The organism is Acrocarpospora sp. B8E8 (assembly GCF_039871605.1).
Classification (GTDB): Bacteria; Actinomycetota; Actinomycetes; order Streptosporangiales; family Streptosporangiaceae; genus Acrocarpospora; species Acrocarpospora macrocephala.
Map to the genome: position 1 here is coordinate 144,692 of NZ_JBDPLV010000016.1, position 23,760 is coordinate 168,451.

Here is a 23,760-nt window from a genome sequence, read left to right on the forward strand (position 1 = left end):
CCGCTCCGTAGAGGCGCGCGTCAGCTACCGCAGTGGCCTGGATTGGTCTGAACACCGACCTCAAAGGACTGGGGATCAATGGGCAAGACAGCATGGGTGAAGCCGGCCGTCGCAGTCGCCGCGGTAGCGGTTGCCTTCGCGGCGGTCGGGGCCACCGTTCCGGCGTCGGCGGCCACCGTCGCCTCGGAGCAGGCGTGTTTGGCGACGAAGAAGTTCGGCAGGACCTCATCGGGGTCCAGAATCGAGTTCACGCCCTGCGTGAAGACCGACGGCAAGGTCATCGTCCTCGACCCCGGCGTGGCCTGCTTCGCGACCGGAATCTCCAAGGTGCTCCGGCTCAAGGATTGCCGCGCCTCGGGCGAGTGGTCGCTGTACAAGGACGGCGAGCGGGTCGCGGCGAGCTCCTCGCGGGGCACGCCGTACCCGGGGCCCGGCACGTATACCCTGGTGGCCGACCTGCAGGGCTCGGGGAGCGGGCGGATGAGCAACTCCCGGGGCCACAGCGGGAACGTGCAGATCAGCGCGGGCGGATCGATGGAAGGGACGGTTACGCTCGCCGACCCGGTGCGCACGACGTCAAGCTCTGACTCGCGCAAGCGCATCCGTTCGTCGGCCGGTAACCGCTGACCGCGTTAGCTCTGGATCTCGGTCTTCGCGGCTGGCAGGTGTCCGGCCAGCCGCGGACCGTCGAGTGATCTTCGCGTGGTCGTCGCTGGGTGGTGGTGTGATTGGGGTTACGAACTGCTGCGCGGTACATCAGTGTTTGTCAGTCCGATTTCGGTTTCCTGGATCTGGTGGGTGACCGGCTTACCAGGCGTGGAGTTGGTCGGCGGGCCGCGGCAGGGCTGGGCCTGCCTTGATGGTTGTGGGACCCCTCGGATTGTTTGGACCGGTGGTCGTGAAGTCGTCAGGTGATCCCCAGACGGGCGCACGTCTGTCCCTGCTCAGATGGCCCCCGATCACGACCACCCTGGTAGACTGTAGTCACTTGTTCACCATGGGTTTACCTAGGTTGCCATGGCCGGGGAGGGTTGGTGCAGGTCGTCCATGCCTACCGATACGCGCTCGACCCCACCCCGCGCCAGGAACGTATGCTCCGTTCCCACTGCGGCGCCGCCCGCCTCGCGTTCAATTGGGGTCTTGCGCGGGTGAAGGCCAATCTGGCCCAGCGGGAGGCCGAACGCTCCTACGGCATCCCCGACTCCCAGCTCACCCCGCCGCTGTCGTGGTCGATGTTCTCGCTGCGCAAGTCGTGGAACGGGGCCAAGCAGGAGGTGGCGCCGTGGTGGGCGGTGAACTCCAAAGAGGCCTACGCCTGCGGTCTGGATCGGCTGGCCACGGCGTTGACGAACTGGAGCGAGTCCAGGAAAGGTACGCGCAAGGGTCCGAAGGTGGGATTTCCCCGGTTCCGGTCCAAACGCAAGAAGGCCATGTCGGTGCGGTTCACCACCGGGACCATCCGCCTGGACGGCCGCACCCACGTGGTGCTGCCGGTACTCGGGCGGATCAAAACCCACGAGTCCACCCGCAAGCTGGCCCGCCGGGTCGAGGCGGGCACCGCGAAGATCCGCTCGGCCACCGTCCGGCTGGAAGCCGGGCGCTGGCTGGTGTCGTTCTCCGTCCAGGTCGAACGCGCCGAGGCAACCCCCACGCGGCCGGATGCGGTGGTCGGGGTGGACTTGGGCGTCAAGACCTTGGCCGTCTACTCCGACGGCCGCCCACCTACCGCCAACCCTCGGCACCTCGCCGTCGCATCCCGCAAGCTGCGCCGCCTGTCCCGGGCGGTCTCGCGCAAGCAAGGCCCGGACCGGCGCAGCGGGCAACAGCCGTCCGGCCGGTGGCGCAAGGCCGATGCCTCCCGTAACCAGGTCCACCACCGGGCGGCCGCGTTGCGTCGCGATGCCATCCACAAGCTCACCACGACGCTGGCGGGGGAGTACGGCACGATCGTGGTCGAAGATCTCCACATCGCCGGGATGGTGAAGAACCGGCGGCTGGCCCGCGCGATCTCCGATGCCGGGTTCGGCGAGATCCGCCGCCAACTCGCCTACAAAACCGAGTGGAACGGCGGCCGGCTGGTGGTGGCCGGCCGCTGGTTCGCATCCAGCAAGACCTGTTCCGGGTGCGGCGCGGTGAAAGCCAAACTCGCCCTCTCCGAACGCACCTACACCTGCGCGGACTGCGGCCAGGCCCTGGACCGGGACCTCAACGCCGCGCTCAACCTGGCTTCCCTGGTGAAGCACACCGTCGAGCACACCGTCGCCGGGAGTGGCCCGGAGACGACAAACGGACGTGGAGCCGACCATAAGACCCCGCCTGCCGGGGCCGGTGGCTGGGAAACGTCTACCCCGCACCGGGCGCCGCCCGGGTCGGACGGGGACCTCCGCCCAGCAATGGACGGATCACTGAGAGACACTGAAACTCAGTGAACGGATGGACTCTGCGAATGGAGCTGGGATGAGGGCCGAGGTGCGGAACGCGGAGGAGATGCGGGAGCTGGGGGTCCGGATTGCCGGGCTGCTGGGTCCGGGAGATCTGGTCGTGCTGACCGGGGCGCTGGGGGCGGGGAAGACCACCTTGACGCAGGGGATCGGGGAAGGGCTGAAGGTGCGGGGGCCGGTTACCTCGCCCACGTTCGTGATTGCTCGCGTGCATCCTCCGTTGGGGGAAGGGCCCGCGCTGGTGCATGCGGACGCGTACCGGCTGGGAGGCACGCTGGAGGTCGACGATCTTGATTTGGACGCGTCGATCGCCGATTCGGTAACGATTGTGGAGTGGGGGGAGGGCCTCGTCGAAGATCTTTCGGAGCAGAGGCTCGAAATCCTGATCGAATCCAGCCCCGATGATGATCGGCGAATCGTGCATGTTCGGGGTGTTGGCAGTCGTTGGTCCGATATCTCTGCCGCATTGATCTAGGCCGTTACCCGCTGGACCCTTCCACAACTCTGGAGATCAAGAGAAAATGAAGATCTTTGGTAATGGATTGGCCTAGGTTTTCGGGGTACAGGTGCGGTGAGAGGGGTGCGCCGATGGGCAAGCTGAGTCAGGCCGCGTGTGCGGGGGCGATGTTGATCGGCGTGGTCGGGTGCTCGGCTGAGGCCCAGACCGGCACGCCTACGGGCTCCCCGTCCCCGTCGGCCTCGTTACCCACCCCGACGGCGTCGCTGTCGGTGATACCCCGGCAGAACATCCGGGTCGTGGTGGATCCGACGTCGATAGCCGGAGGGGCCACCAAGAACGTCCGGGTGACCGCGTTCTGCCCGCCCGCCCAGCCGGGCACCACGTACAAGGCCAATGCCCGGTCCGACGCGTTCACCGGCGTCGTCAGCCTCATGCCCCCGACCGTCGCGACCCCCGCCGCGGCCACCCCGGCGGCCACCGAACCCAGGCTGACCGGTGTCGCGCTGCTCAACCCCAACGCCAAAGCCGGGGGATACCGGGTCGAAGTGCGCTGCGAGGCCACCAACGACGTCGGCAGCGCCCGCTTCCGGGTGACCGCTCCACCCGACGACACCTTCCCCACCAAGGCGCCAGGCGCCGGTGGCGGCGGCACGGCCGCGGGCGGCCCCGAGGAATCCTCCGGCCTGCCGATCACCCCGATCACGCTCGGCCTGCTGACCGCGTTCTTCGTCGGCATCGGCGTGGCCCGCAGGCGCAACCGGGGCTGAGATTGGCCAGCTCCACCCGCTCGTGGATCATCGCGGGAGTGATCACGGGATTCGTCCTGGTCGCGATCGGCAAACCACACACCGAAGAGCAGACCGCGACCCGCTCCTCCGCCGTGCCCGAACGCATCGACATCCCCACCCTCGACCTCAAGGCCCCGCTGATGGAACTCGGCCTGACCGGCGCGGGCGACGTCGAACTCCCCCCCTACGAAAAGCCCAAAGTCGCCGGCTGGTACACCGGCAGCGCCGTCCCCGGCGACACCGGCGCCTCCGTCATCATCGGCCACGTCGACACGAAATCCGCCCCCGCCGTCTTCTACCGCCTCCGCGAACTCCGCAAAGGCGCCACCGTCAAAGTCCACCGCGACGACGGCAAGACCATCTCCTACACCGTCGACTCAGTCGAACAAATCCCCAAAGACAGATTCCCCGCCAGAAGCGTCTACACCGGCGAGGGCCTCCGCCTGGTCACCTGCGGCGGCACCTTCGACTGGAAAAACCACGAATACCAAGACAACATCATCGTGTACGCCTCCCGCGTGACCAGCTCAGCCTGACGAAGGTCTTCGCGATAACCCTCTGAAACGTGACGATCCGGTCTTCCGGCGGGCGGGCTCGGTGGAGCGGCTAGGCTTGTTGTTCGTGCTGGTCCTGGCCTTTGATACCGCGACCCCTGCCGTGACGGCCGCGTTGCATGACGGAACGCGGGTGCTGGCCGAGTCCACGACGGTTGACGCGCGACGTCATGGGGAGTTGCTCGCTCCGGCGATTGAGGCGGTGCTCGCTGAATCGGGGGCTTCGCTGGGTGAGGTGACCGCGGTCGTGGCGGGGGCCGGGCCGGGGCCGTACACAGGGCTGCGGGTTGGGTTGATCACGGCGCGTGCGTTGGGCGCGACCCTGGGTGTGCCGGTGTTTGGTATTTGTACGCTTGATGCGCTGGCGTATGCGACGGAGTCGGCCGATCCTTTCGTGGTGGTGACGGACGCGCGGCGGAAGGAACTCTTCTGGGCGCGGTACGGCGATGCCAGGACCAGGGTCGATGGGCCGAGGGTGGCGCGGCCGCACGATGTGCCGGATGGTTTGCCGATCGTGGGTGTCCGGCTTTATGAGGAGATCGTCGGTGAGGTGAGCGGGCCGGAGCATCCGTCGGCGGGTGCGTTGGCCGCTTTCGCCGCTGAGCGGCTGGCGGGGCTGACGCCCGAGCAGGCGTTGGCGGTGGCGCGGTTGCCCGAGGGCAGGATCGACTCCGAGGAGGCCGCGCAAGGTCGGGGAGTCCTGGGTCCGGCCGTCCCTATCTACCTGCGCCGGCCCGATGCTCAGATCCCGGGGGCGCCGAAGAAGGTGACGGCGTGATCGGCCAGGCGCCGGTGGCCGCCCTCCGGCCGATGACCGAGCGCGACATCGCCGATGTGGTCGCGGTCGAGCGGGCCACCTTCCCCTTGGACGCGTGGACCGAAGGCATGCTCCGCGGCGAGCTGGCCGACCAGCCCCGCACCCGCCACTACCTGGTCGCCGAAGTGGAGGGCAGGATCGTCGGCTACGCGGGCCTCGCCGTCGCCGCCGACCAGGCCGACGTGCAGACCATCGCCGTCTACGCCGACCAGCGCCGCGCCGGCATCGGCTCCCAGCTCCTGACCGCGCTCCTCGCCGAAGCCGCCCGCCGCGGCGCCACCAAGATCTTCCTTGAGGTGCGGGCCGACAACCCGCCCGCCCAGACCATGTACACCAACTTCGGCTTCGAGGCGTACGGCGTGCGCCGCGCCTACTACGACGACGGCACCGACGCGATCACGATGATGAGGGAACTCGATGGCTGACCAGCCGATCGTCCTGGGGATCGAGACATCCTGCGACGAGACGGGCATCGGCATCGTGCGCGGGCACACGCTGCTCGCCGACACGATCGCCTCCAGCATCGACGAGCACGCCCGTTTCGGCGGGGTGGTGCCCGAGGTGGCCTCCCGCGCGCATCTGGACGCGATGTCCCCCACCGTGGAAAGCGCCCTGGCCAAGGCCGGTCTGCGGCTGGCCGACATCGACGCCATCGCGGTGACGGCGGGTCCCGGTCTCGCGGGCGCGCTCCTGGTCGGGGTCGCGGCGGCGAAGGCGTACGCGCTGGGGCTTGGCATCCCGCTCTACGGGGTCAACCATCTGGCCGCCCACGTCGCCGTCGACCAGCTCGAACACGGGCCGCTCCCCAAGCCCTGCCTGGCCATGCTGGTCTCCGGCGGCCACTCCTCGCTCCTGCTCGTCCCCGACGTGGCCAAGGAAGTGATCTCGCTCGGCTCCACCGTGGACGACGCGGCGGGCGAGGCTTTCGACAAGGTCGCCCGCGTGCTCGGCCTGCCCTTCCCCGGCGGCCCTCATATCGACCGCGCCGCCCGCGACGGCTCCGGCACCGCGATCGCCTTCCCGCGCGGCAAGGCCGACGACGGCACTCTCGATTTCTCCTTCTCCGGCCTTAAAACCGCCGTCGCCCGCTATGTCGAGAAGCATGGCGGCTCTCTGTCCATCCCCGACGTGGCCGCCTCCTTCCAGGAAGCCGTCGTCGACGTCCTCACCCGCAAGGCCCTGGCCGCCTGTGCCCAGCACGACGTCCACGACCTCCTCATCGGCGGCGGCGTCGCCGCCAACTCCCGCCTCCGCGCCTTGGCCCAGGAGCGCTGCGACGCGGCAGGCGTGCGTTTGCGCGTTCCCCGCCCGGGTTTGTGCACCGACAACGGCGCCATGGTCGCGGCCCTCGGCGCGAACCTCCTGGAGGCCGGGACCGCGCCATCCCCGCTGACGATCCCAGCGGACTCCTCCCTCCCCATCACCACCATCCACATCTGATCAAAGCCACCCTTGATCTCCGGCTCGCTGGAGGGCTTCGGTGCGGTTGCGGGCGCTGGTCTTCTGGATCGCCGAGGACAGATAGTTGCGTACGGTGCCCTCCGACAGGTGCAGGTGAGCCGCGATGTCGGAGATGGTGGACCCGTTGGCCGAGGCGATCAGGACGTCCCGTTCTCTTGGGGACAGCGGGTTCGGGCCGGCGCTCAGGGCGGCTGCGGCGAGGGCGGGATCGATGACGCGTTCGCCCGCCTGCACGCGCCGGATCGCCGCCGCCAGTTCGCGGGCTGGGCTGTCTTTGACCAGGAACGCCGAGGCTCCGGATTCCATCGCGCGGCGCAGATATCCCGGTCGCCCGAAGGTGGTCAGAATCATCACCCGGCACCCAGGGAGGCTTTCCCTCAGTTTCCCGGCGGCCGTGATCCCATCCATTCCGGGCATTTCAATGTCCAGCAGCGCGATGTCCGGCTGGACTCTGGCGGCGACGGTAAGCAACTCGTCTCCGGAGGCGGCCTCACCCACCACGTCGATGTCCGGCTCCAAACCGAGCAACGACGCCAGCGCGCCCCGGACCATCGCCTGATCCTCTGCCAGCACCACCCGGATCATGAGGCGTTGATCCCTATCTCGACTGACTCTGCGACCCGGATGGGGACCTCGACGCGCAAACGGAATCCTCGGGCGTCGAGGGATGCGGCCTGCAAGGTTCCTCCGGCCGCCTCGACGCGTTCGGACAAACCCGTCAAGCCGCTGCCCGGTTGGGCCGCGCTGCCCTGACCGTCATCGGTGATGTCGAGGATGGCCGTTGAGGTGTCGTGGGCCACCTCGATCAGGCAGCGGGTGGCTCGCGCGTGCCGTACCACGTTGGTGGTGCCTTCACGGACCGCCCAGCCGAACAGGCCGTCGAGATCGGCGACCAGTGGTGGGCCGGATCTGCGGATGGTCACCGTTACCCCGGCCGCCTCAAGAGTGGATCGTGCGTTGTCGAGTTCATCGCTGAGGGCGCGTTGCCGGTAGCCGGTTACGGCTTCGCGCACCTCGATCAGGGCCTGGCGGGCGACCGATTCGATGTCGGCGATCTCCCGGCGGACCGGTTCCGTGCCCGAGTCGGTTTCGGCCAGGCGGCTGGCCAGCTCGCTCTTGAGCACGATCAGCGAGAGGCTGTGGCCGAGGAGATCGTGCGCTCGACATCATCGAGGCGGCGAGCGCGCCGTACGCGGCCATGGAGACCATGAGGATCACGCTGGCGGGCTGCCCGGTGGTCGCGTCCAGCTGGCCGCCCCAGAGGCTGGAGTAGAGCAGGTAGAAGCCGACGGGGAAGGCGACGACGAAGATGACATACCGCTTGTTGCGGAACATCCGCAGGGCTTCGATCCTGATGTAGTTCGGCATCACGCCTCCCGGGTGAGCGCGACGAACGCGTCTTCGAGATCGGCCCCGCTGATCCGCAGGTCGTGCACGTCGAGAGGGGTGCCCCGGTAGAGCGCGGCGATCGTGGCATCCGGGTCGGCGGTGCGCAGGATCGCCCGCCCCGAGCGCAGTTCGACCCCGCTGACCTGGGGGAGCGCGGCCAGCGCTGCGGACGGCTGGTCGCCGATCGCGAAACTCACGGTCTGCCCGCCGACCCCCGCTTTGATCTCGGCGGCCGTCCCGTCGGCGACCACCCGCCCGCGGGCGATCACGATCACCCGGTCGGCGTTCTCGTCCGCCTCTTCCAGGTAGTGCGTGGCGAAAAGCACGGTGTGCCCGTCCGCCGCGTACGTCCGCATGCTCTCCCAGAACCGGCGCCGGGACTCCACGTCCATCGCGGCCGTCGGCTCGTCCAGGACCAGCAGGCGAGGCGCTCCGGCGATCGCGAGCGCGAACCGTACCCGCTGGATCTGGCCGCCGGACAGGCGGTCGGCGCGCCGCTTCGCGATCTCGGTGAGGTCGGCCACCCGCAGGATCGCGTCGAGCCCGAGCGGCCGTGGATAGAGGCGCCGGATGAAGTCCACCGTCTCGGCGACCGTGAGCTCCGGGATCAGCGTGCCCTCCTGGAGCATCGCGCCGATCTCCCCGCCGCTCACGGCCTCCTCGGGGGTACGGCCGAAGACGCGTACCGTGCCCGACGTCGGCTGGATCAGGCCGAGCAGCATCGAGATCGACGTGGACTTGCCCGCTCCGTTCGGGCCCAGCAGGGCGACCGTCCGCGCCCGTGGAATCTCCAGGTCGAGCCCGGCCACGGCGACCACGTCCCCGTAACTCCGGCTGACCTTGTCAAATGCGATGGCGTTCATGCCGTCAACGCTAGAAATCCAGCGGGACAGCCGTTAGTGCGGATCTTCCGGGGTACGCGGTGACATTTGTCAGACCTAGTCCTTGGTCGTACGCGTGGGGCGGAGGAGGGCCTCGGCGAGGGCGAGCATGGTCTCTTCCAGGGCGCCGAGGCGGCGGGTCATGTCGGTGTGGGCGGGTTCCACCGTCTTGGTGAGGGTTTCGGTGAGCTGGTCGCGGTCGGGGCGGGCGGTGATGAGCGGAGTCAGGGCTTCGGCCGCCTCGGTCAGGCGGAGCTCGACCGTGTCGAAGCGGGTGGCGTGGTGTGCCCCGAGCTCGCCGAGGTTCTTGTGGAGTTCGCTGATCTCCAGGGTGGCGGGCAGCTGGCCGACCCGCTGGTTGACCGCCTCGACCCGGTCGTCGACTCCGTCGAGGCGCTCGGCGACCTGCTCGTCGAGCGTGGTGAACCGGGCCCGCAGACCTTCGTCCAGGAAGTCCATCCGCTCGTCCTGGCGGTCGAGATGCCCGTCCACCGTCAGCAGGCGGGCGTCGACGCCGGTCATCCGGGTGTCGATGTCGGCCAGGCACTCGTCGGCGGTCTCGATCCGCCCGTCGATCCGGTCCAGCCGCGCGGTCACCCCGGCGACCTGGCCCTCCAGCGCGTGGAACTGCGCGCCGGTCTCCGACTGCCCCTCGCCGACCGTCGCGAGACCGGCGCTGACGGCGGCCAGGCCGGTGTCCAGCCGGTCCAGCCGGGTGGTGACGACCGCCTGGCGGCTCTCGACGTCGCCGATCCGCACCGCGATCTGCTCGACCGCCGTGGTCACCCGGTCGGCGGCGGCCTCCACCGCGCCCCCGAGGCCCGAGTTCAGGTCGAGCACGCCGCCTTCCAGCCGCTCGGTCCGCTGCGCCAGCTCGCCGAGCGCCTTGTCCAGCCGGGTGAACCGGTTGGCGGCCGTCTCCATGCTGGCCTGCAGCTGCCCGAGCCGTTTGGTGAATTCCACCATGCGATCGGCGACGTGCTGGGTGCCGTCAAGGACGGACTGGAGCCGGGCCAGCGCCTCGTCGACGCTCTCCCCGACGGTGCCGATGTCGGCCCACAGGCTCGGCAGTTCCGCGATCGGCTTGACCCGCTCCCCGACCGCGCCGACCCGCTCGCTCACCGCGTCCACGTGGTCGCGGACCAGTTCGACGTGCTGGGCCAGCCCTTCCGCCCAGGACGGCGGCCGGTTGGTGATGTCGTCGAGGCGGCCGCTGACCGCCTCCATGGTGCCGCTGAGCCCGCCCAGCTCCCGCTCGCGCACCTCGCGGAGCAGCCATTCCATGCCTTCGAGCCGCTGCCGGATCTCGTCCAGCACCGCGCCCTGGGTGCGCTGCTCGTAGACGTGGTCCTGGGCCGCGCGGGCCAGCAGCTCGCGCATCCGGTCGGAGATGGCGGCCTGACTGCCCGCCTGGAGGAGGGTGTGGTTGGAGTGGTCCACCGAAAGCTCCTTCACTCGCCGACGTTCGATGGCAGCGGTGGGAAATGGTCCGGTCCGATGAGGAATGCGACCGCGCGAACACGCGCTGTCACCGAACTGTAGCCCTTCGTGGGCGGCCGTTCGGGCCGGACTGAAAAAGATCGCACTTCCCGGTGGATTGCCCGAATGGAGAGCGTTTTACCTGCTCATAGGGCCATTTCAGTGGCGAGTACGGCGATCGGCCGCTCCCCGATCCTGGTCAGAATCACCACGATCGCGTTCTCTCCCGACAGCCGCAGATCCTTACGCAACCGCTCCACATCCACCGCCGACCCCCGCTTCTTGATCGTCGCCACCCCGACCCGCCGCTCCCGCAGCGCGGCCCGCAGCCGCTTCAACGAGAACGGCATGACCTCCTCGACCTCGTACCCGGCCACCCACGGACTGGCCACCGCCACATCCCCGGTGAGGTACGCGATGCGCGGATCGATCAGCCGCCCCTCGATCAACTGCCCCACTTCACCGATCAGATGCGCCCGAATCGCCGCTCCATCCGGTTCGTACACATACCGCCCGATCGCCCCGACCGCCGCCTCTACCCCCTTCGCGACCATCGTCTCCCCGCTGGGAAGCAGAGTCGCGCGTCGCACCGAGCCGATCGGCGGTGATCCGGCCTCGCTTCCCAACCACAGCGCGGCCTCTTTCACCTCCCCTCGGAAGGAGACCCACTCGGCCTCCGCTCCCAGCGGAATGAACTCATCTGGAATCCCCGGCGCGACTTTGAGACACGCGCCCCGAGCCCGGCCGGCCATGTCCATCAACATCGGCCATGTCGGCGAATACGCCCTCGGATCGAACGTCCGTCGATTCCCCGACCTGCGCGCCGGATCCGCGAACAACACGCCGTATGCCCCCGGATCAAGTGAAGACGCATCCTCCACCCGTACAGAAGCGCGCAACCCCAGCGCCTCCACGTTCGCCCGAGCGACCGCCACGGTCACCGGATCGACGTCGACCGCATCCACGGCACAGCCCGCCCGCACCAGCGCGATCAGATCCCCGCCGATCCCACAACAGGCATCCCCGACACTCGTGACCCCCCACCGCTCGACCAACCGTCCGGCGCGGTGCTCGGCCACCTCTGTCCGGGTGGCTTGTTCGAGCCCATGGGGCGTGAAGTACATCACGTCCGCATCCGTCCCGAACTTGACCGCCGCACGCCGCCGCAGGTCCGCCTGGGTGAGCGCCGCGCCAACCAACGCCGGGCCGTACTCCCGCCGCAACGTGCCGACCGCCCGCATTGGATCGGTGCCACCCCTGACGAGCTCTACCGCCTCGCCCAACGCCTTCTGCCCTATCGGCGTGAGCAGCAGCTCAAACCCCTCCAGCTCCACGCCAAGAGGCTATCGGCCCTTCTATCCGGCCCGGACGGACAGATTGTCGAGGTCGATGTCGATGGGGAAGGGTACGTCCACGGAAAGCCGACCGCGATGGATGGCGACTAGTCCGTATGCACTGGTGGCCGGATCCAGTTGGAAGACATATACGACAGGCTTGTTCTCGTGGTTCTCAACCCGCCAGTAGTAGGGGATTCCACTCTTGGCGTACTTCGGTGGCTTGACCGATCGATCCCGGTGCGCGGACTCAGGTGAGACGATCTCGACCACGAGATGCACTTCGTCGGCCTCATAGAAGGTGCGCGCCATGTCGGCGACCGCAGCCGCGTCTGCTACCACGATGTCCGGGCAGGGTCGCCAATTCGTGTCGAGCTTGAGGTCCATCTGGCTGACGGCGCCGAGCTTCTCGGGAGCCTGCTGATCCAGCCTGACCCGCAGGCCGATGAGAACATGCTCATGGAATCGCTTCTGGGGGGACATGAAAACGAGAGCTCCATCGACGAGTTCGACGCGTGCGAAGAAATCCGGTTCACCGTGGGGCCCGTCGAGGGGCAGCCGATCGAGGTCGTCGGCCGTCCATCCCCCCTCTGGGGGATAAGGCCAGTTGGCCAGAACGTCCTCAGCCGAATGGCTCAACTGTTCCGCTGTGCTGGTCACATCACGCATCGTAGGACGATCGTCGTCGCCGTTCGTGGTCATTCGGCTACGTTCCCGTCGACTGGAGTCTCTGATGATTCATCATCATGCCGGTGGTGTTCCCGTTGTTGGGGTCTTCGTCACTCTACGACGGTGTTCGCGAGGGGCGGACGGCAGAGCTGACCTGCATATGGAGTTCGTGTTGACTGCGTCGGGGGTTGTGCATACTGTTTCGTGTTGGCACTCACCTAGGGAGAGTGCCAAATCAAAACGCGACGAGGCAGGTCTGACACCCGCGACGGCAGGCCACTGGTCGCCTCTTCAGCTCACTCATCGCAATCTGAAGGGGAGGTCCGATCATGACGACCGCCACTAAGGTTCCCGTTAAGCCGCTCGGCGACCGTATCGTGGTTCAGCCGCTTGAGGCCGAGCAGACCACGGCTTCCGGCCTGGTCATCCCGGACACCGCCAAGGAGAAGCCGCAGGAGGGCAAGGTCCTCGCGGTTGGTCCGGGCAACTGGGACGAGTCCGGCAGCAAGCGGGTTCCGCTCGACGTCACCGAGGGCGACGTCGTGCTCTACAGCAAGTACGGCGGGACCGAGGTCAAGTACGGCGGCGAGGAGTACCTGGTGCTTTCCGCCCGTGACGTGCTCGCCATCATCGAGAAGTAAGCCGTGCAAGAGCCCCGGGTGCCGCCAGTGCCCGGGGCTTTCACTTCTGTGGAGTTTCTGTCCGGTGTTCCTCCCCTGAGACCCGGACGCTGAGAGGACTGCTATGCCGAAGATTCTGTCGTTCGACGAGGACGCCCGGCGCGCTCTTGAGCGTGGCGTGAACGCCCTCGCGGACGCTGTGAAGGTGACCCTCGGCCCGCGTGGCCGCAACGTGGTCATCGACAAGAAGTTCGGGGCGCCGACGATCACCAACGACGGTGTCACGATCGCCCGTGAAGTCGAGCTGGACCGGCCGTACGAGAACCTGGGCGCCCAGCTGGCCAAGGAAGTGGCCACCAAGACCAACGACGTCGCCGGCGACGGCACGACGACCGCGACCGTGCTGGCTCAGGCCATGGTGCGCGAGGGTCTGCGCAACGTGGCCGCGGGCGCGCAGCCGATGTCGCTGAAGCGCGGCATCGACCTGGCCGCCAAGGCGATCAGCGAGAAGCTGCTGGACTCGGCCCGCCCGGTCGAGGACAAGAAGGAGATCGCGCACGTCGCGACCATCTCCGCGCAGGACGCCAAGATCGGCGAGCTGATCGCCGAGGCGTTCGACAAGGTGGGCAAGGACGGGGTCATCACCGTCGAGGAGTCCAACGCGCTCGGCCTCGAGCTGGAGTTCACCGAGGGCCTCCAGTTCGACAAGGGCTACCTGTCGGCGTACATGGTGACCGACCAGGAGCGCATGGAAGCGGTCCTGGAGGATCCGTACATCCTGCTCACCCAGGGCAAGATCGCCTCGATCGCCGACTTCCTGCCGCTGCTGGAGAAGGTCGCCCAGACCAAGAAGCAGCTGCTGGTGATCGCTGAGGACGTCGAGGGTGAGGCCCTGGCCGTCCTGGTCACCAACAAGATCCGCGGGACCTTCACCTCGGTCGCCGTCAAGGCGCCCGGGTTCGGCGACCGCCGCAAGGCCATGCTGCAGGACATCGCCACCCTCACCGGCGGCCAGGTGGTCTCCGAGGAGATCGGCCTCAAGCTGGAGCACGTGGGCCTGGAGGTGCTGGGCACCGCCCGCCGGGTGGTCATCACCAAGGACGCCACGACCGTCGTCGACGGCGCCGGCGACGCGTCCGCGATCGCGGACCGGGTCAAGGAGATCAAGCTCGCCATCGAGCAGTCCGACTCCGACTGGGACCGCGAGAAGCTGCAGGAGCGGCTGGCCAAGCTGTCCGGCGGTGTCTGCGTGCTGAAGGTCGGCGCGGCCACCGAGGTGGAGCTGAAGGAGAAGAAGCACCGCCTGGAGGACGCGATCTCGGCCACCCGCGCCGCGATCGAGGAGGGCATCGTCTCCGGCGGCGGCTCGGCGCTCGTGCACGTGGCCAAGGAGCTCGACAACCTCGGCCTGACCGGCGACGAGGCGACCGGCGTCTCCGTGGTCCGCAAGGCCCTGGTGGAGCCGGCCCGCTGGATCGCCGAGAACGCCGGCCACGAAGGCTACGTGGTCACCTCGAAGATCTCCGACCTGAAGCCGGGCCACGGCCTCAACGCGGCCACCGGGGAGTACGGCGACCTGATCGCCCAGGGCGTCATCGACCCGGTCAAGGTCACCCGCTCGGCTGTGCAGAACGCCGCGTCCATCGCGGGCATGCTGCTCACCACCGAGGCTCTGGTGGTGGACAAGCCGGAGGAGGAGGCCCCCGCCGCCGGCGGTCAGGGCCACGGCCACGGGCATGGCCACTAGCGGACAGTAGAAATCAGGGAAGTACGGCTCTCGCCACTTGAGGCGGGGGCCGTTCTTCTATATAGGAACCGGTAAACCTAACAACCAGATAAGACGTCGCACCCGCTCTGACCTGTCAGAACATCTGACACAATTGCCGCGATTTTGGCTTTCTTCTGAAACGTTCAAACGCCTCGGTGATCGGACGATTACCTGGGGTTATCGACGCGTCAATGTGACCAATCCGTATCCGTCCACCATGGGGACATGCACGATCGTGGCGGGCATCATGCCTAACGTGACCGAGGGATGCGTCGCCGACGCCGCAACTGGGGTAAGGCTTGCGACGAGATCGGATGAGTCCGACCTCAGGGAACTGACCAGCCTTGCCGTGTCAGGAGATCGCAAAGCAATTGAATCGCTGTTGGGCCAATTGCGCCCGATGGTGGTGCGCTACTGCAGGGCCCGGCTGGGGAGGGTCTCCGGTCATTACCACATCGCGGACGATGTGGCCCAGGAGGTGTGCATCGCCGTACTGTCGGCGTTGCCGCGCTACCGCGACATGGGCCGCCCGTTCGCCTCGTTCGTGTTCGGGATCGCCTCGCACAAGGTGGCGGACGCGCTGCGGAGTTCGGTGCGCAGCGCCGTACCGACCCAGGATCTTCCGGACGGGCCCGATGAGGGGCCCGGGCCTGAGGAGACGGTAGTGCGGTACATCGAGGCCGAGCACGCCCGCGCGCTGCTGTCCCGGCTGCCGGATAACCAGCGGGAACTGCTCATTCTGCGGGTGGTCTCCGGGCTGTCCGCGGAGGAGACCGGAAACGTGCTCGGCATGTCGCCGGGAGCGGTCCGGGTGGCTCAGCATCGCGCTCTTGCCCGGCTTCGTCAGATGGCAGAGCTAGAGTCGATTGCGTGACACACGACGTTGACGTGGTGCTCGACGCGCTGGCCCGCCGCGAGGCGGTCCGGTCGTCGGATCCGGCGATCCTGGTGCTCCGCGCCCTGGTCGCCGATGTGGACAGCTTCTACGACGCTCAGCGGCTCTCTTCGGTGTCGATGACACCGTCCACGTAGCCGCGGGCGTATTCCCAGCTGACGTAGTCGGCCGGGTCGGGCTGGAACGCGGGTTCGTGCACCTGCGGACGGCCGTTGTCGATCATCTGGCGGAGATTGCCGCGCAGAAGGTCCCAGTCGAAGTAGTGCTGTTCCCCGCATTCCGGGCAGTCCAGGACAAGCCCCAGCACTCCCTGCGGTTCCAGCAGGGAGCGGAACACCTCGACGTCGGCCAGGTCGGTCAGCGCTTCGTCGCGCTCCGAACTGGTGAGCGGCTCGGGGTCGTCAAGCTCGCCCAGCTCCACGGCGGGGTCGTTCGGGTCGTCCGCGAACGGGTCGCGGGGGACGTCTTCCAGCACGATCCCACCATATGACCAGGACCCGACTTGGTGGGCTCGATGGGCCTGTTTAGAGCCAGCCGCGCCGCGTGGCCTCGACTCCGGCCTGAAATCTGGACTGAACGCCGAGTTCGGTCATCGCCTCCGCGAACCTGGTTCTGACCGTCCGTACGGAGAGGTTGAGCAGGCGGGCGATCGTGTCGTCGCACAGGCCCTGGGAGGCCAGCCGGAGCACCTGCACGGCGCCAGGGGGATAGCGGATCGGGGTGGCGCGCGCCCACAGCGCGTCGAACAGGGCACGCAGCGCGTCCACCACGCTCGGGGCGCGGACCAGATAGCAGTTGTACGCGCTGCCGGGCATCGAGCCGCCCCAGTCCGCGGGCAGCCCGGCCGCCTCCCGGCCCAGCGCGAAGAACCAGCTCGGCACCCGGTCCAGCACCCGCACCCCCGCGCCGGCCTGGGTGAGGCGCTCCAGCGCCTCCTTCACGCCCGGTACGGCCAGCGACTCCGCGGGGATCACCGCACGAGCGGAGAGCAGCCCGTCGTCGAGGGCCTTGATCCAGGGGTCGGCGTATTTCTGGACGAAATCATTCATCGTTCTTTGGTCGGGGATTGCCGAGACTAGATCGGCGGGGGGTGACTGGAGGGCCAGTCCGACGATGCTTTCGTAGAGTTCGTCCGCGCCGCTGACGAACTCGATAGGGAAGGTTTCGGTCTGGTGGTCGCGGCCCGCGTCGTACTGGTCGGTGAGGCCGTCGATGGAGGCGAGCACCTCGTCGATCTGGCGGCTCTCCTCGGCCAGCCGGTCCAGCCGGGCGGCGATCAGGCGGCCGATCGCGGCCGCCGGGTGCCTGGCCAGGTATTCCCCCGCCTGTTCGTGCACCGCGCCGAGTCGGACCAGGCTGGCGAGCTCTCCTTCGATCTCTTCCGGCGGGGTGTCGGCGGCCTTCGCGATTTCGCTGAGCCCTGCTCGGTGGAGCCGGAGCACGGCGGTGTAGAGGGCGGTCTGGGCCGGGCTGAGCCCGAGCTGCGCCAGCGGGTCGGCGCTCGGTTCGCCGGCCCGGGTGCTGGTCGTGCGCATCGGCATTCGTCCCCAGGTCGTGGCGGTAAGTGGCGAGAATAACCCGGCATTCCAGGGTTGTCCTGGCGTTCACTGATTGCGGTCCGGAGTGGTGCAGCTTCGTGTAGTTGCAGGTTCGGACATTGTGGTGGGACTTACGGTGACGCATTCTTGACGCAGCGTCGGCACGATGGGGTGTCGAGGTCACTCGGGCGCGGAGGGGGGCTCGGCGACGTGTGGTGCGCCCCATCGTGAACTGGCCGAGCCCCCGACGCTCCCGGGCTCGGCCTCTGTGTTCATAACCCACCTCGGCAACCTTCGCGCCGTAAGTCGTATGTCCCGGCTTGGCCGCGCCTGTGTCTGGACTGAGGAACGCAGGTCGCGGAGCGGCCGGAGTGACGAGGGAAGACGCAGGCTGAAGGCGGCCAAGGCCGCCGTGCCGGAGGCGCGGCCATGTCACTGCTATCCACAGGTTGAGAGGTGGGAGTTGGGGTGGGCCACTACACTGACCAGCGGGGGGCTTAGGGCGGGTCTCCTGGTGGGAGGGGCGCAGATGATGGGGAAGTTCACCGAACCGGGGCTCACGTTCGATGATGTTCTGCTCGTGCCTGCGTATTCGGATTTGCAGCCGGGGGATGCGGATACCTCGACGCGGTTGTCGAGGAATATCACGTTGCGGATTCCGCTGATTTCGGCGGCGATGGACACGGTGACCGAGGCCCGGATGGCGGTGGCGATGGCCCGCCAGGGAGGGATCGGGATTCTGCACCGCAATCTGTCCATTCAGGATCAGGCGCAGCAGGTCGATCTGGTGAAGCGGTCCGAGGCGGGGATGGTGAGCAATCCGGTCACGTGCACGCCGGATGCCACCCTGGCCGACGTCGAGAAGTTGTGCGCGCGCTACCGGATCTCCGGGGTGCCGGTCACCGATGAGGCGGGCGTGCTCGTCGGCATCGTGACCAACCGGGACATGCGCTACGAGAGCGATCATTCGCTGCTGGTGCGCGACGTCATGACGAAGATGCCGCTGGTCACCGCGCCGGTGGGGGTCTCCAGGGACGAGGCGTTCCGGCTGCTGCGCTCGCGCAAGGTCGAGAAGCTGCCGCTGGTGGACGAGCAGGGGCGGCTGCAGGGCCTGATCACGGTCAAGGACTTCACCAAGAGTGAGCAGTATCCGCTGGCCACCAAGGACGCCGACGGGCGGCTCATGGTCGGCGCCGCCGTGGGGGTGGCGGGCGACGCCCAGGAACGGGCGCACGCGCTGATCGAAGCCGGTGTCGATGTGATTATTGTGGACACCGCGCACGGCCACTCCAAGGGCGTCTGCGACATGGTCGCCAAGATCAAGGCCAACAGCCGGGTGGACGTCGTGGGCGGCAACATCGCCACCCGCGTGGGCGCTCAGGCACTGGTCGAGGCGGGCGTGGACGCGGTCAAGGTCGGCGTCGGCCCCGGCTCGATATGCACCACCCGGGTGGTGGCGGGCGTGGGCGCACCGCAGGTCACCGCCATCTACGAGGCCTCGCTCGCGGCCGGCCCCGCCGGGGTCCCGGTGATCGGCGACGGCGGCCTGCAGTACTCGGGGGACATCGCCAAGGCGATCGCGGCCGGCGCGTCCTCCGTCATGCTCGGCTCGCTGCTGGCCGGCTGCGAGGAATCGCCCGGCGAGCTGATCTTCATCAACGGCAAGCAGTTCAAGTCCTACCGGGGCATGGGCTCGCTGGGCGCGGTCCGCAACCGGGAGCGCGGAGGCGCCTCCTTCAGCAAGGACCGCTACGCCCAGGACGGGATCTCCAGCGAGGACAAGTTCATCCCCGAAGGCATCGAGGGGCAGGTGCCCTACCGTGGCCCGGTCTCCGCCGTCGCCCACCAGCTGGTCGGGGGAGTCCGCCAGGGCATGTGGTACACCGGCGCACGTACCATCGCCGACCTGCGGGAACACGGCCAGCTGATGCCGATAACCGCTGCCGGGCTCAAAGAGAGCCACCCGCACGACATCCAGATGACAGTCGAGGCTCCCAACTATCACCGTCGTTAGAGTACGTAGGGCAACACCTAACGCACACGTACTGGGCGAGGAACGCACGTCAATGACCCCGGCCTGAGGGCCGGAGCTTGAGATGCGGCTCTTGTTGTATCGACTAGCTCCACGTTGACCAGACCAGCCATCATCATTGGAGGTGCAGCCAGATGGCTTCGTTGAACACAAGATCGCAGACCCACCAGTGGATGCTTCCTCAGTTCGCTGCTCTGGAATCCGCGCCCGCAGAAAACGCTCACGGGGTGAGCACGGAACGGGGCTCGGACGTCGCCGATTGCTCGGTGGCACCTGGTGTTCAACACGGTCGAGGGGAGATCGGGCAGTCGGCACCGGCTGTTCGGCGTCACCCCAAGGCGGGTTCGCCCGTTGCGGGAGATCGGGGCGGTAACGCTCCCGTGGTGTTCGTCCTGGACAAGCATGGAACACCAGTTCAACCCACCAGCCCAGCCCGAGCCAGGCAACTCCTGGACTCCGGCCGTGCTGTGGTGGCCCGCCACACCCCGTTCGTGATCCGGCTCAAAGACCGCACCATCGCCGAATCCACTGTTCAAGGAGTGCGGGTGGGAATCGACCCCGGCTCCAAGCACACCGGAATCGCGGTGTTCACCTGCGACGGCGCCGCCCGTACCGGGAAGTACAGCATCCGGCTGGACCACCGGGGCGGACAGATCCGCGACAGACTGGCCTCCCGTGCGAACTACCGGCGTCGGCGGCGCAGCGCGAACCTGCGTTACCGCGCCCCGCGTTTCGCCAACCGCGCCAAGCCGAAGGGGTGGCTCGCCCCGTCGCTGCGGCACCGGGTCGACACCACCATGTCGTGGGTGTCCCGCCTGACCTGGTGGGCTCCGGTCCGCGTGATCCACTTCGAGCGGGTGTCCTTCGACACCCACGCTCTGAGCGCGGGCAGGCCGTTGGACGGCGTGGAATACCAGCAGGGCACTCTGGCGGGGTATGAGGTCCGCCAATACCTGCTGGAGAAATGGGGTCGCGCCTGCGTGTACTGCGGGAGGGAGAACCTGCCGCTGCAGGTCGACCATCTCCATCCCCGCGCCCGTGGCGGCTCCAATCGGATCAGCAATCTCACGTTGGCGTGCCGACGGTGCAACCAGGCTAAGAACGCCACTCTGGTGGAGGAGTTCCTGCAAGACAGACCCGCGCTCCTGGCGCAGGTCGTGAAGAGGGCGAAACTCCCGCTTCGCGATGCGGCAGCGGTCAACGCGACCCGGTGGGTGTTGTGGCGGGCGTTGGAGGCGACAGGGCTGCCCGTGGTCACCGGTTCGGGCGGGCGCACCAAATGGAACCGCTCCCGCACCAGCGCGCCGAAATCCCACACCCTGGACGCACTGCATATCGGCGAGCTCGACACCGTGACCGGCTGGCCCTCGCAGGTCCTCCTGGTCAAGGCCACCGGGCGCGGCACGTACTGCCGGACCCGCACCGACGCTTACGGCTTCCCCCGCCTCCGGCTGCCCAGGATCAAACAGGTTCGCGGCTTCGCCACCGGTGACCTGGTCCGGGCCAACCTACCGAAAGGCATGAACGCTGGACTCCACACCGGCCGGGTCGCGGTTCGCTCCACTGGCCGCTTCAACATCACCACCGCTCACGGCACCGTGCAGGGCATCAACCACCGCCACGTCCGACTGCTCCAACGAGCGGACGGCTACGGCTACACCACGACCGAGGAAAGCACAGTTGAAACCAGCAGTTCAGGACACGCGCAGGCCTCAGAGGGCCTTCCCGCTCCCGTTTCCGCCGCAGCGTGAACGCCAGAGTATCTACGGGAGAATCTGATGACTCAGGTGGAGATCGGCCGGGGCAAGACCGGCCGCCGGGCATACGCGCTGGACGAGATCGGCATCGTGCCGTCCCGGCGGACGCGGGATCCCGAGGAGGTCTCGATCTCCTGGCAGATCGACGCCTACCGGTTCGAGTCCCCGGTGGTGGTGAGCCCGATGGACAGCGTGGTCTCCCCGCACACCGCGATCGAGATCGGCCGCCTCGGTGGGCTCGCCGTCCTCGACCTGGAAGGGCTCTGGACGCGGTATGAGGATCCGCAGCCCCTGCTGGACGAGGTCGCCACCCTGAGCGCCGAGGCCGGAACCCGCCGCCTCCAGGAGATCTACACCGCGCCCATCCAGGACGACCTGATCGGCCGCCGGATCGCCGAGATCCGCGGGGCGGGCGTGACCACCGCCGTCCGGCTCTCCCCGCAGCGCACCGTCCAGTACCACAAGGCCGTGATCGACGCGGGCGTGGACATCTTCGTCATCCGCGGCACCACGGTCTCCGCCGAGCACGTCTCCGGCCGCGCCGAACCACTCAACCTCAAGCAGTTCATCTACGAACTCGACGTCCCCGTCATCGTCGGCGGCTGCGCCACCTACACCGCCGCCCTGCACCTGATGCGCACCGGCGCGGCCGGCGTGCTCGTCGGCTTCGGCGGCGGCGCCTCCCACACCACCCGCAACGTCCTCGGCGTCGTCGTCCCCATGGCCACCGCGATCTCCGACGTCGCCGCCGCCCGCCGCGACTACATGGACGAATCCGGCGGCCGCTACGTCCACGTCATCGCCGACGGCGGCATGGGCGGCTCCGGCGACATCGCCAAGGCCATCGCCTGCGGCGCCGACGCCGTCATGGTCGGCTCCCCCCTGGCCCGCGCCGCCGAAGCCCCCGGCCGCGGCTTCCACTGGGGCTCCGAAGCCCACCACCCCGACCTCCCCCGAGGCCGCCGCGTCGAATTCGGCACCATCGGCACCCTCGCCGAAATCCTCCACGGCCCCTCCTCAGTAGCCGACGGCTCCATGAACCTCATGGGCGCCCTCAAACGCACCATGGCCACCTCGGGCTACTCCGACATAAAGGAATTCCAGCGCGTCGAGGTAGTGGTCGCCCCACCGCAGTAGCAGCCGGAACACACCACGGCGATGGCGGGCTCGGGCGGAGCCCGAGGATGAAACAACAGGCTGGGTGGGTGGGAAACCCACCCGGGTCAAGCTGTCGCTTCATTCGGGCGATCACCGGGATGGCGGGGTTGGGCGGAGTTCCGGGGGAACAGGGGGGTTGGCTGGGAGTACCACGGTGCCGTGGTGCCAGAGTGCTGCGGGAGGACGGCTCGGCCATTCCCGGCCTGCACGCCGCCGACAACACCACCGCCTCGGTCATGCGCCGCCGCACTTACCCGGGCCTCGGCTCGACCATGGGTCCGGCCGTCGTGTTCGGCTACCGAGCCGCCCGTGTCATTTCGTCCCGGTAGCCACGGCGATGGCGGGGTCGGGCGGAGCCCGAGGGGAAACAGAGGGCTGGGTGGGTGGGAGAACCACCGTGTCATGGCTGTCATTTCGGATGGCTGTGGTGGGCGAAGTCCGAAGTAGATGAAGCAAACAGGGTGGTGGGGCATCCTCCGCAAGTGTCAGGCGGGGAAAGTCCGATGTTGGGGGCGTTCGGGCCGGGGTCGGTTCTGGGTGGGGGCGGGTCAGGGTTCGGTGATCCAGGTGCCTTGCTTCATTACTGCCTGGACGGTCAGGTCCTCGTTGAGGATGACCAGGTCGGCGTACTTGCCGGTGGTGATTGAGCCGATCTCGTTGGATAGGCCGAGGACGTGGGCTGGGGTTAGGGCGGTTACCTGGGCGGCTTCGGGGAGGGTCATGCCGTTGATTTGCACGCCTCGGCGAAAGGCGCGGTCCATGGTGAGGGTGCTGCCCGCGATTGCTCCGCCGCCGGCCAGGCGGGCCACGCCGTCGCGGACCTCGACCTTCATGGGGCCGAGGTCGAAGTCGCCGTCTGGCATTCCGGCCGCGTCCATGGCATCGGTGACGAAGGCCACGCGCGCGGCGGGGACGGCGGAGAGGACCAGGTCGATCACGGACGGGTTCAGGTGCACCCCGTCGTTGACGAGCTCGACGGTGACCCGGTCGTCGACCATGGCGGCGGTGATCGGACCGGGGTCGCGGTGATTGAGGGGGCGCATCGCGTTGAACAGGTGGGTGGCCACCGAGGCGCCCAGGTCAATGGCGGCCATGCTCTGCTCGAACGTGGCATCGGTATGCCCGATGGCGGCCACCACTCCGGAATCAACACACTCCCGTACCGCCTCCAGCGCTCCCGGAAGCTCGGGGGCCAGCGTGAACATCCGCACGTGGCCATCGCCAGCCTTGATCAGCTCGGCGAACTCGGCGGCCGAAGGACTCCGGAGCAACTCCGGCCGGTGCGCCCCACACCGAGCCGCCGAAATGTAAGGCCCCTCGTAGTGAATCCCGGCCAGCAACCCCTCCGCGCACAACCCGGCCAGCATCCCCGCCGCGGCCTTCAACCGATCGAGTGGCGCGGTGACAAGGCTGGCCAGAGCCGTCGTGGTCCCATGTTCCCGATGGAACGCCACGGTCCGCCGAGCCTGTTCTTCCGACCCCGCCGGATACCCGGTACCCCCACCGCCATGCACATGAATATCTACAAACCCGGGAACGACGATGCGCCCTCCCAGCCCACGCCCATTCCCAGGCGCCGAACCTCGCCCGACATGAGTGATTCGCCCGTCCTCGATGGTCAGCCATCCATGATGGACGCCATCGGGCGTCACGATCCGCGCGTCGGAGAGAGTGATGCTCATGCGCCTATCCTCCCCGGTCACCGCTCCACTCGCGACG

The 23,760-nt window shown here is 68.1% G+C and carries 24 protein-coding genes and 1 pseudogene; 16 read left to right on the top strand and 9 right to left on the bottom strand.

The annotated features are described in order from the left end of the window. The first annotated feature begins 78 nt into the window (after positions 1-78). The 8 genes from ABGB08_RS18180 to tsaD all read left to right on the top strand — a co-directional run bounded on the left by ABGB08_RS18180 (position 79) and on the right by tsaD (position 6,500). The gene (locus ABGB08_RS18180; RefSeq protein ID WP_347591704.1) at positions 79-627 is read left to right on the top strand and encodes a hypothetical protein; all 549 of its coding nucleotides are present in this window, start codon (positions 79-81) and stop codon (positions 625-627) included. 407 nt (positions 628-1,034) lie between these two features. Further along, positions 1,035-2,429 carry an IS607 family element RNA-guided endonuclease TnpB gene (gene tnpB / locus ABGB08_RS18185; RefSeq protein WP_347591706.1) on the top strand — a complete coding sequence of 465 codons (1,395 nt, stop codon included), beginning with the start codon at positions 1,035-1,037 and terminating at the stop codon, positions 2,427-2,429. 28 nt (positions 2,430-2,457) lie between these two features. Beyond that, the gene (gene tsaE / locus ABGB08_RS18190; protein WP_347591708.1) at positions 2,458-2,916 is read left to right on the top strand and encodes a tRNA (adenosine(37)-N6)-threonylcarbamoyltransferase complex ATPase subunit type 1 TsaE; all 459 of its coding nucleotides are present in this window, start codon (positions 2,458-2,460) and stop codon (positions 2,914-2,916) included. Between the two features lie 113 nt (positions 2,917-3,029). Beyond that, a complete protein-coding gene (locus ABGB08_RS18195; RefSeq protein WP_347591710.1) occupies positions 3,030-3,668 on the top strand; it encodes a hypothetical protein in 639 nt (212 codons plus the stop codon). 38 nt (positions 3,669-3,706) lie between these two features. Next, positions 3,707-4,225, top strand: coding sequence for a class F sortase (locus ABGB08_RS18200; protein WP_347591712.1), 519 nt, complete (start codon positions 3,707-3,709; stop codon positions 4,223-4,225). A gap of 85 nt (positions 4,226-4,310) precedes the next feature. Further along, positions 4,311-5,021, top strand: coding sequence for a tRNA (adenosine(37)-N6)-threonylcarbamoyltransferase complex dimerization subunit type 1 TsaB (tsaB, locus tag ABGB08_RS18205; protein ID WP_347591760.1), 711 nt, complete (start codon positions 4,311-4,313; stop codon positions 5,019-5,021). A gap of 32 nt (positions 5,022-5,053) precedes the next feature. Continuing rightward, positions 5,054-5,485: a ribosomal protein S18-alanine N-acetyltransferase gene (gene rimI / locus ABGB08_RS18210; protein ID WP_347591762.1), complete on the top strand. Its 432-nt coding sequence runs from the start codon at positions 5,054-5,056 to the stop codon at positions 5,483-5,485. Next, positions 5,478-6,500: a tRNA (adenosine(37)-N6)-threonylcarbamoyltransferase complex transferase subunit TsaD gene (gene tsaD / locus ABGB08_RS18215; protein WP_347591714.1), complete on the top strand. Its 1,023-nt coding sequence runs from the start codon at positions 5,478-5,480 to the stop codon at positions 6,498-6,500. Before rimI ends, tsaD begins: the two co-directional genes overlap by 8 nt. Here the strand turns inward: tsaD and ABGB08_RS18220 are convergent, their stop codons facing one another. The 6 genes and pseudogenes from ABGB08_RS18220 to ABGB08_RS18245 form a co-directional block, all read right to left on the bottom strand. Then, complete coding sequence (locus ABGB08_RS18220; protein WP_347591716.1) at positions 6,501-7,106, bottom strand: response regulator transcription factor; 606 nt, start codon at positions 7,104-7,106, stop codon at positions 6,501-6,503. It lies immediately after the preceding gene. Beyond that, a pseudogene (locus tag ABGB08_RS18225) lies at positions 7,103-7,666 on the bottom strand (histidine kinase); the annotation flags it as partial. The pseudogene ABGB08_RS18225 and the gene ABGB08_RS18220, both read right to left, overlap by 4 nt. A gap of 222 nt (positions 7,667-7,888) precedes the next feature. Next, a complete protein-coding gene (locus ABGB08_RS18230) occupies positions 7,889-8,773 on the bottom strand; it encodes an ABC transporter ATP-binding protein (protein WP_347591718.1) in 885 nt (294 codons plus the stop codon). Positions 8,774-8,848: 75 nt separating this feature from the next. Continuing rightward, positions 8,849-10,231, bottom strand: coding sequence for a hypothetical protein (locus tag ABGB08_RS18235; protein ID WP_347591720.1), 1,383 nt, complete (start codon positions 10,229-10,231; stop codon positions 8,849-8,851). Positions 10,232-10,416: 185 nt separating this feature from the next. Beyond that, positions 10,417-11,604 carry a class I SAM-dependent methyltransferase gene (locus ABGB08_RS18240; RefSeq protein WP_347591722.1) on the bottom strand — a complete coding sequence of 396 codons (1,188 nt, stop codon included), beginning with the start codon at positions 11,602-11,604 and terminating at the stop codon, positions 10,417-10,419. Positions 11,605-11,625: 21 nt separating this feature from the next. Further along, the gene (locus ABGB08_RS18245) at positions 11,626-12,306 is read right to left on the bottom strand and encodes a Uma2 family endonuclease (RefSeq protein WP_347591724.1); all 681 of its coding nucleotides are present in this window, start codon (positions 12,304-12,306) and stop codon (positions 11,626-11,628) included. A 293-nt stretch (positions 12,307-12,599) separates the two neighbouring features. Between ABGB08_RS18245 and groES the strand changes: the two genes are divergently transcribed. The 4 genes from groES to ABGB08_RS18265 all read left to right on the top strand — a co-directional run bounded on the left by groES (position 12,600) and on the right by ABGB08_RS18265 (position 15,693). Further along, positions 12,600-12,914, top strand: a complete 315-nt coding sequence (gene groES, locus ABGB08_RS18250) for a co-chaperone GroES (protein ID WP_204044442.1) — start codon at positions 12,600-12,602, stop codon at positions 12,912-12,914. Positions 12,915-13,017: 103 nt separating this feature from the next. Then, a complete protein-coding gene (gene groL / locus ABGB08_RS18255) occupies positions 13,018-14,640 on the top strand; it encodes a chaperonin GroEL (protein WP_347591726.1) in 1,623 nt (540 codons plus the stop codon). A 268-nt stretch (positions 14,641-14,908) separates the two neighbouring features. Continuing rightward, positions 14,909-15,535: a sigma-70 family RNA polymerase sigma factor gene (locus ABGB08_RS18260; RefSeq protein ID WP_155351735.1), complete on the top strand. Its 627-nt coding sequence runs from the start codon at positions 14,909-14,911 to the stop codon at positions 15,533-15,535. Further along, positions 15,532-15,693, top strand: a complete 162-nt coding sequence (locus tag ABGB08_RS18265; protein ID WP_155336793.1) for a hypothetical protein — start codon at positions 15,532-15,534, stop codon at positions 15,691-15,693. Before ABGB08_RS18260 ends, ABGB08_RS18265 begins: the two co-directional genes overlap by 4 nt. On the opposite strand, the gene ABGB08_RS18270 is transcribed toward ABGB08_RS18265, so the two are convergent. Both ABGB08_RS18270 and ABGB08_RS18275 read right to left on the bottom strand, forming a co-directional pair. Then, positions 15,654-16,031: a DUF5319 domain-containing protein gene (locus tag ABGB08_RS18270; RefSeq protein WP_155336792.1), complete on the bottom strand. Its 378-nt coding sequence runs from the start codon at positions 16,029-16,031 to the stop codon at positions 15,654-15,656. The two genes, ABGB08_RS18265 and ABGB08_RS18270, sit on opposite strands and share 40 nt — an antisense overlap. Before the next feature lie 49 nt (positions 16,032-16,080). Then, positions 16,081-17,091, bottom strand: a complete 1,011-nt coding sequence (locus tag ABGB08_RS18275; RefSeq protein WP_347591729.1) for a LuxR C-terminal-related transcriptional regulator — start codon at positions 17,089-17,091, stop codon at positions 16,081-16,083. A gap of 535 nt (positions 17,092-17,626) precedes the next feature. Between ABGB08_RS18275 and guaB the strand changes: the two genes are divergently transcribed. The 4 genes from guaB (at position 17,627) to ABGB08_RS18295 (ending at position 22,370) form a co-directional block, all read left to right on the top strand. Continuing rightward, complete coding sequence (gene guaB / locus ABGB08_RS18280) at positions 17,627-19,108, top strand: IMP dehydrogenase (protein WP_347591764.1); 1,482 nt, start codon at positions 17,627-17,629, stop codon at positions 19,106-19,108. Positions 19,109-19,509: 401 nt separating this feature from the next. Further along, positions 19,510-20,877: an RNA-guided endonuclease IscB gene (gene iscB, locus ABGB08_RS18285; RefSeq protein WP_347591731.1), complete on the top strand. Its 1,368-nt coding sequence runs from the start codon at positions 19,510-19,512 to the stop codon at positions 20,875-20,877. 27 nt (positions 20,878-20,904) lie between these two features. After that, complete coding sequence (locus ABGB08_RS18290; RefSeq protein ID WP_174889903.1) at positions 20,905-22,020, top strand: GuaB3 family IMP dehydrogenase-related protein; 1,116 nt, start codon at positions 20,905-20,907, stop codon at positions 22,018-22,020. A gap of 191 nt (positions 22,021-22,211) precedes the next feature. Further along, positions 22,212-22,370: a hypothetical protein gene (locus ABGB08_RS18295; RefSeq protein WP_347591733.1), complete on the top strand. Its 159-nt coding sequence runs from the start codon at positions 22,212-22,214 to the stop codon at positions 22,368-22,370. Positions 22,371-22,589: 219 nt separating this feature from the next. On the opposite strand, the gene nagA is transcribed toward ABGB08_RS18295, so the two are convergent. Further along, positions 22,590-23,723, bottom strand: coding sequence for an N-acetylglucosamine-6-phosphate deacetylase (gene nagA / locus ABGB08_RS18300; protein ID WP_347591735.1), 1,134 nt, complete (start codon positions 23,721-23,723; stop codon positions 22,590-22,592). Between the last annotated feature and the right edge of the window lie 37 nt (positions 23,724-23,760).

Bases quoted from the DNA above. Each gene is read 5' to 3' on its own strand.
- guaB (WP_347591764.1), top strand. From the start codon at position 17,627: ATGGGGAAGTTCACCGAACCGGGGCTCACGTTCGATGATGTTCTGCTC.
- ABGB08_RS18275 (WP_347591729.1), bottom strand. From the start codon at position 17,091: ATGCGCACGACCAGCACCCGGGCCGGCGAACCGAGCGCCGACCCGCTG.
- ABGB08_RS18195 (WP_347591710.1), top strand. From the start codon at position 3,030: ATGGGCAAGCTGAGTCAGGCCGCGTGTGCGGGGGCGATGTTGATCGGC.
- rimI (WP_347591762.1), top strand. From the start codon at position 5,054: ATGACCGAGCGCGACATCGCCGATGTGGTCGCGGTCGAGCGGGCCACC.
- ABGB08_RS18180 (WP_347591704.1), top strand. From the start codon at position 79: ATGGGCAAGACAGCATGGGTGAAGCCGGCCGTCGCAGTCGCCGCGGTA.
- nagA (WP_347591735.1), bottom strand. From the start codon at position 23,723: ATGAGCATCACTCTCTCCGACGCGCGGATCGTGACGCCCGATGGCGTC.
- tsaE (WP_347591708.1), top strand. From the start codon at position 2,458: ATGAGGGCCGAGGTGCGGAACGCGGAGGAGATGCGGGAGCTGGGGGTC.
- ABGB08_RS18220 (WP_347591716.1), bottom strand. From the start codon at position 7,106: ATGATCCGGGTGGTGCTGGCAGAGGATCAGGCGATGGTCCGGGGCGCG.
- ABGB08_RS18230 (WP_347591718.1), bottom strand. From the start codon at position 8,773: ATGAACGCCATCGCATTTGACAAGGTCAGCCGGAGTTACGGGGACGTG.
- groL (WP_347591726.1), top strand. From the start codon at position 13,018: ATGCCGAAGATTCTGTCGTTCGACGAGGACGCCCGGCGCGCTCTTGAG.
- ABGB08_RS18245 (WP_347591724.1), bottom strand. From the start codon at position 12,306: ATGACCACGAACGGCGACGACGATCGTCCTACGATGCGTGATGTGACC.
- tsaD (WP_347591714.1), top strand. From the start codon at position 5,478: ATGGCTGACCAGCCGATCGTCCTGGGGATCGAGACATCCTGCGACGAG.
- ABGB08_RS18290 (WP_174889903.1), top strand. From the start codon at position 20,905: ATGACTCAGGTGGAGATCGGCCGGGGCAAGACCGGCCGCCGGGCATAC.
- ABGB08_RS18260 (WP_155351735.1), top strand. From the start codon at position 14,909: ATGCCTAACGTGACCGAGGGATGCGTCGCCGACGCCGCAACTGGGGTA.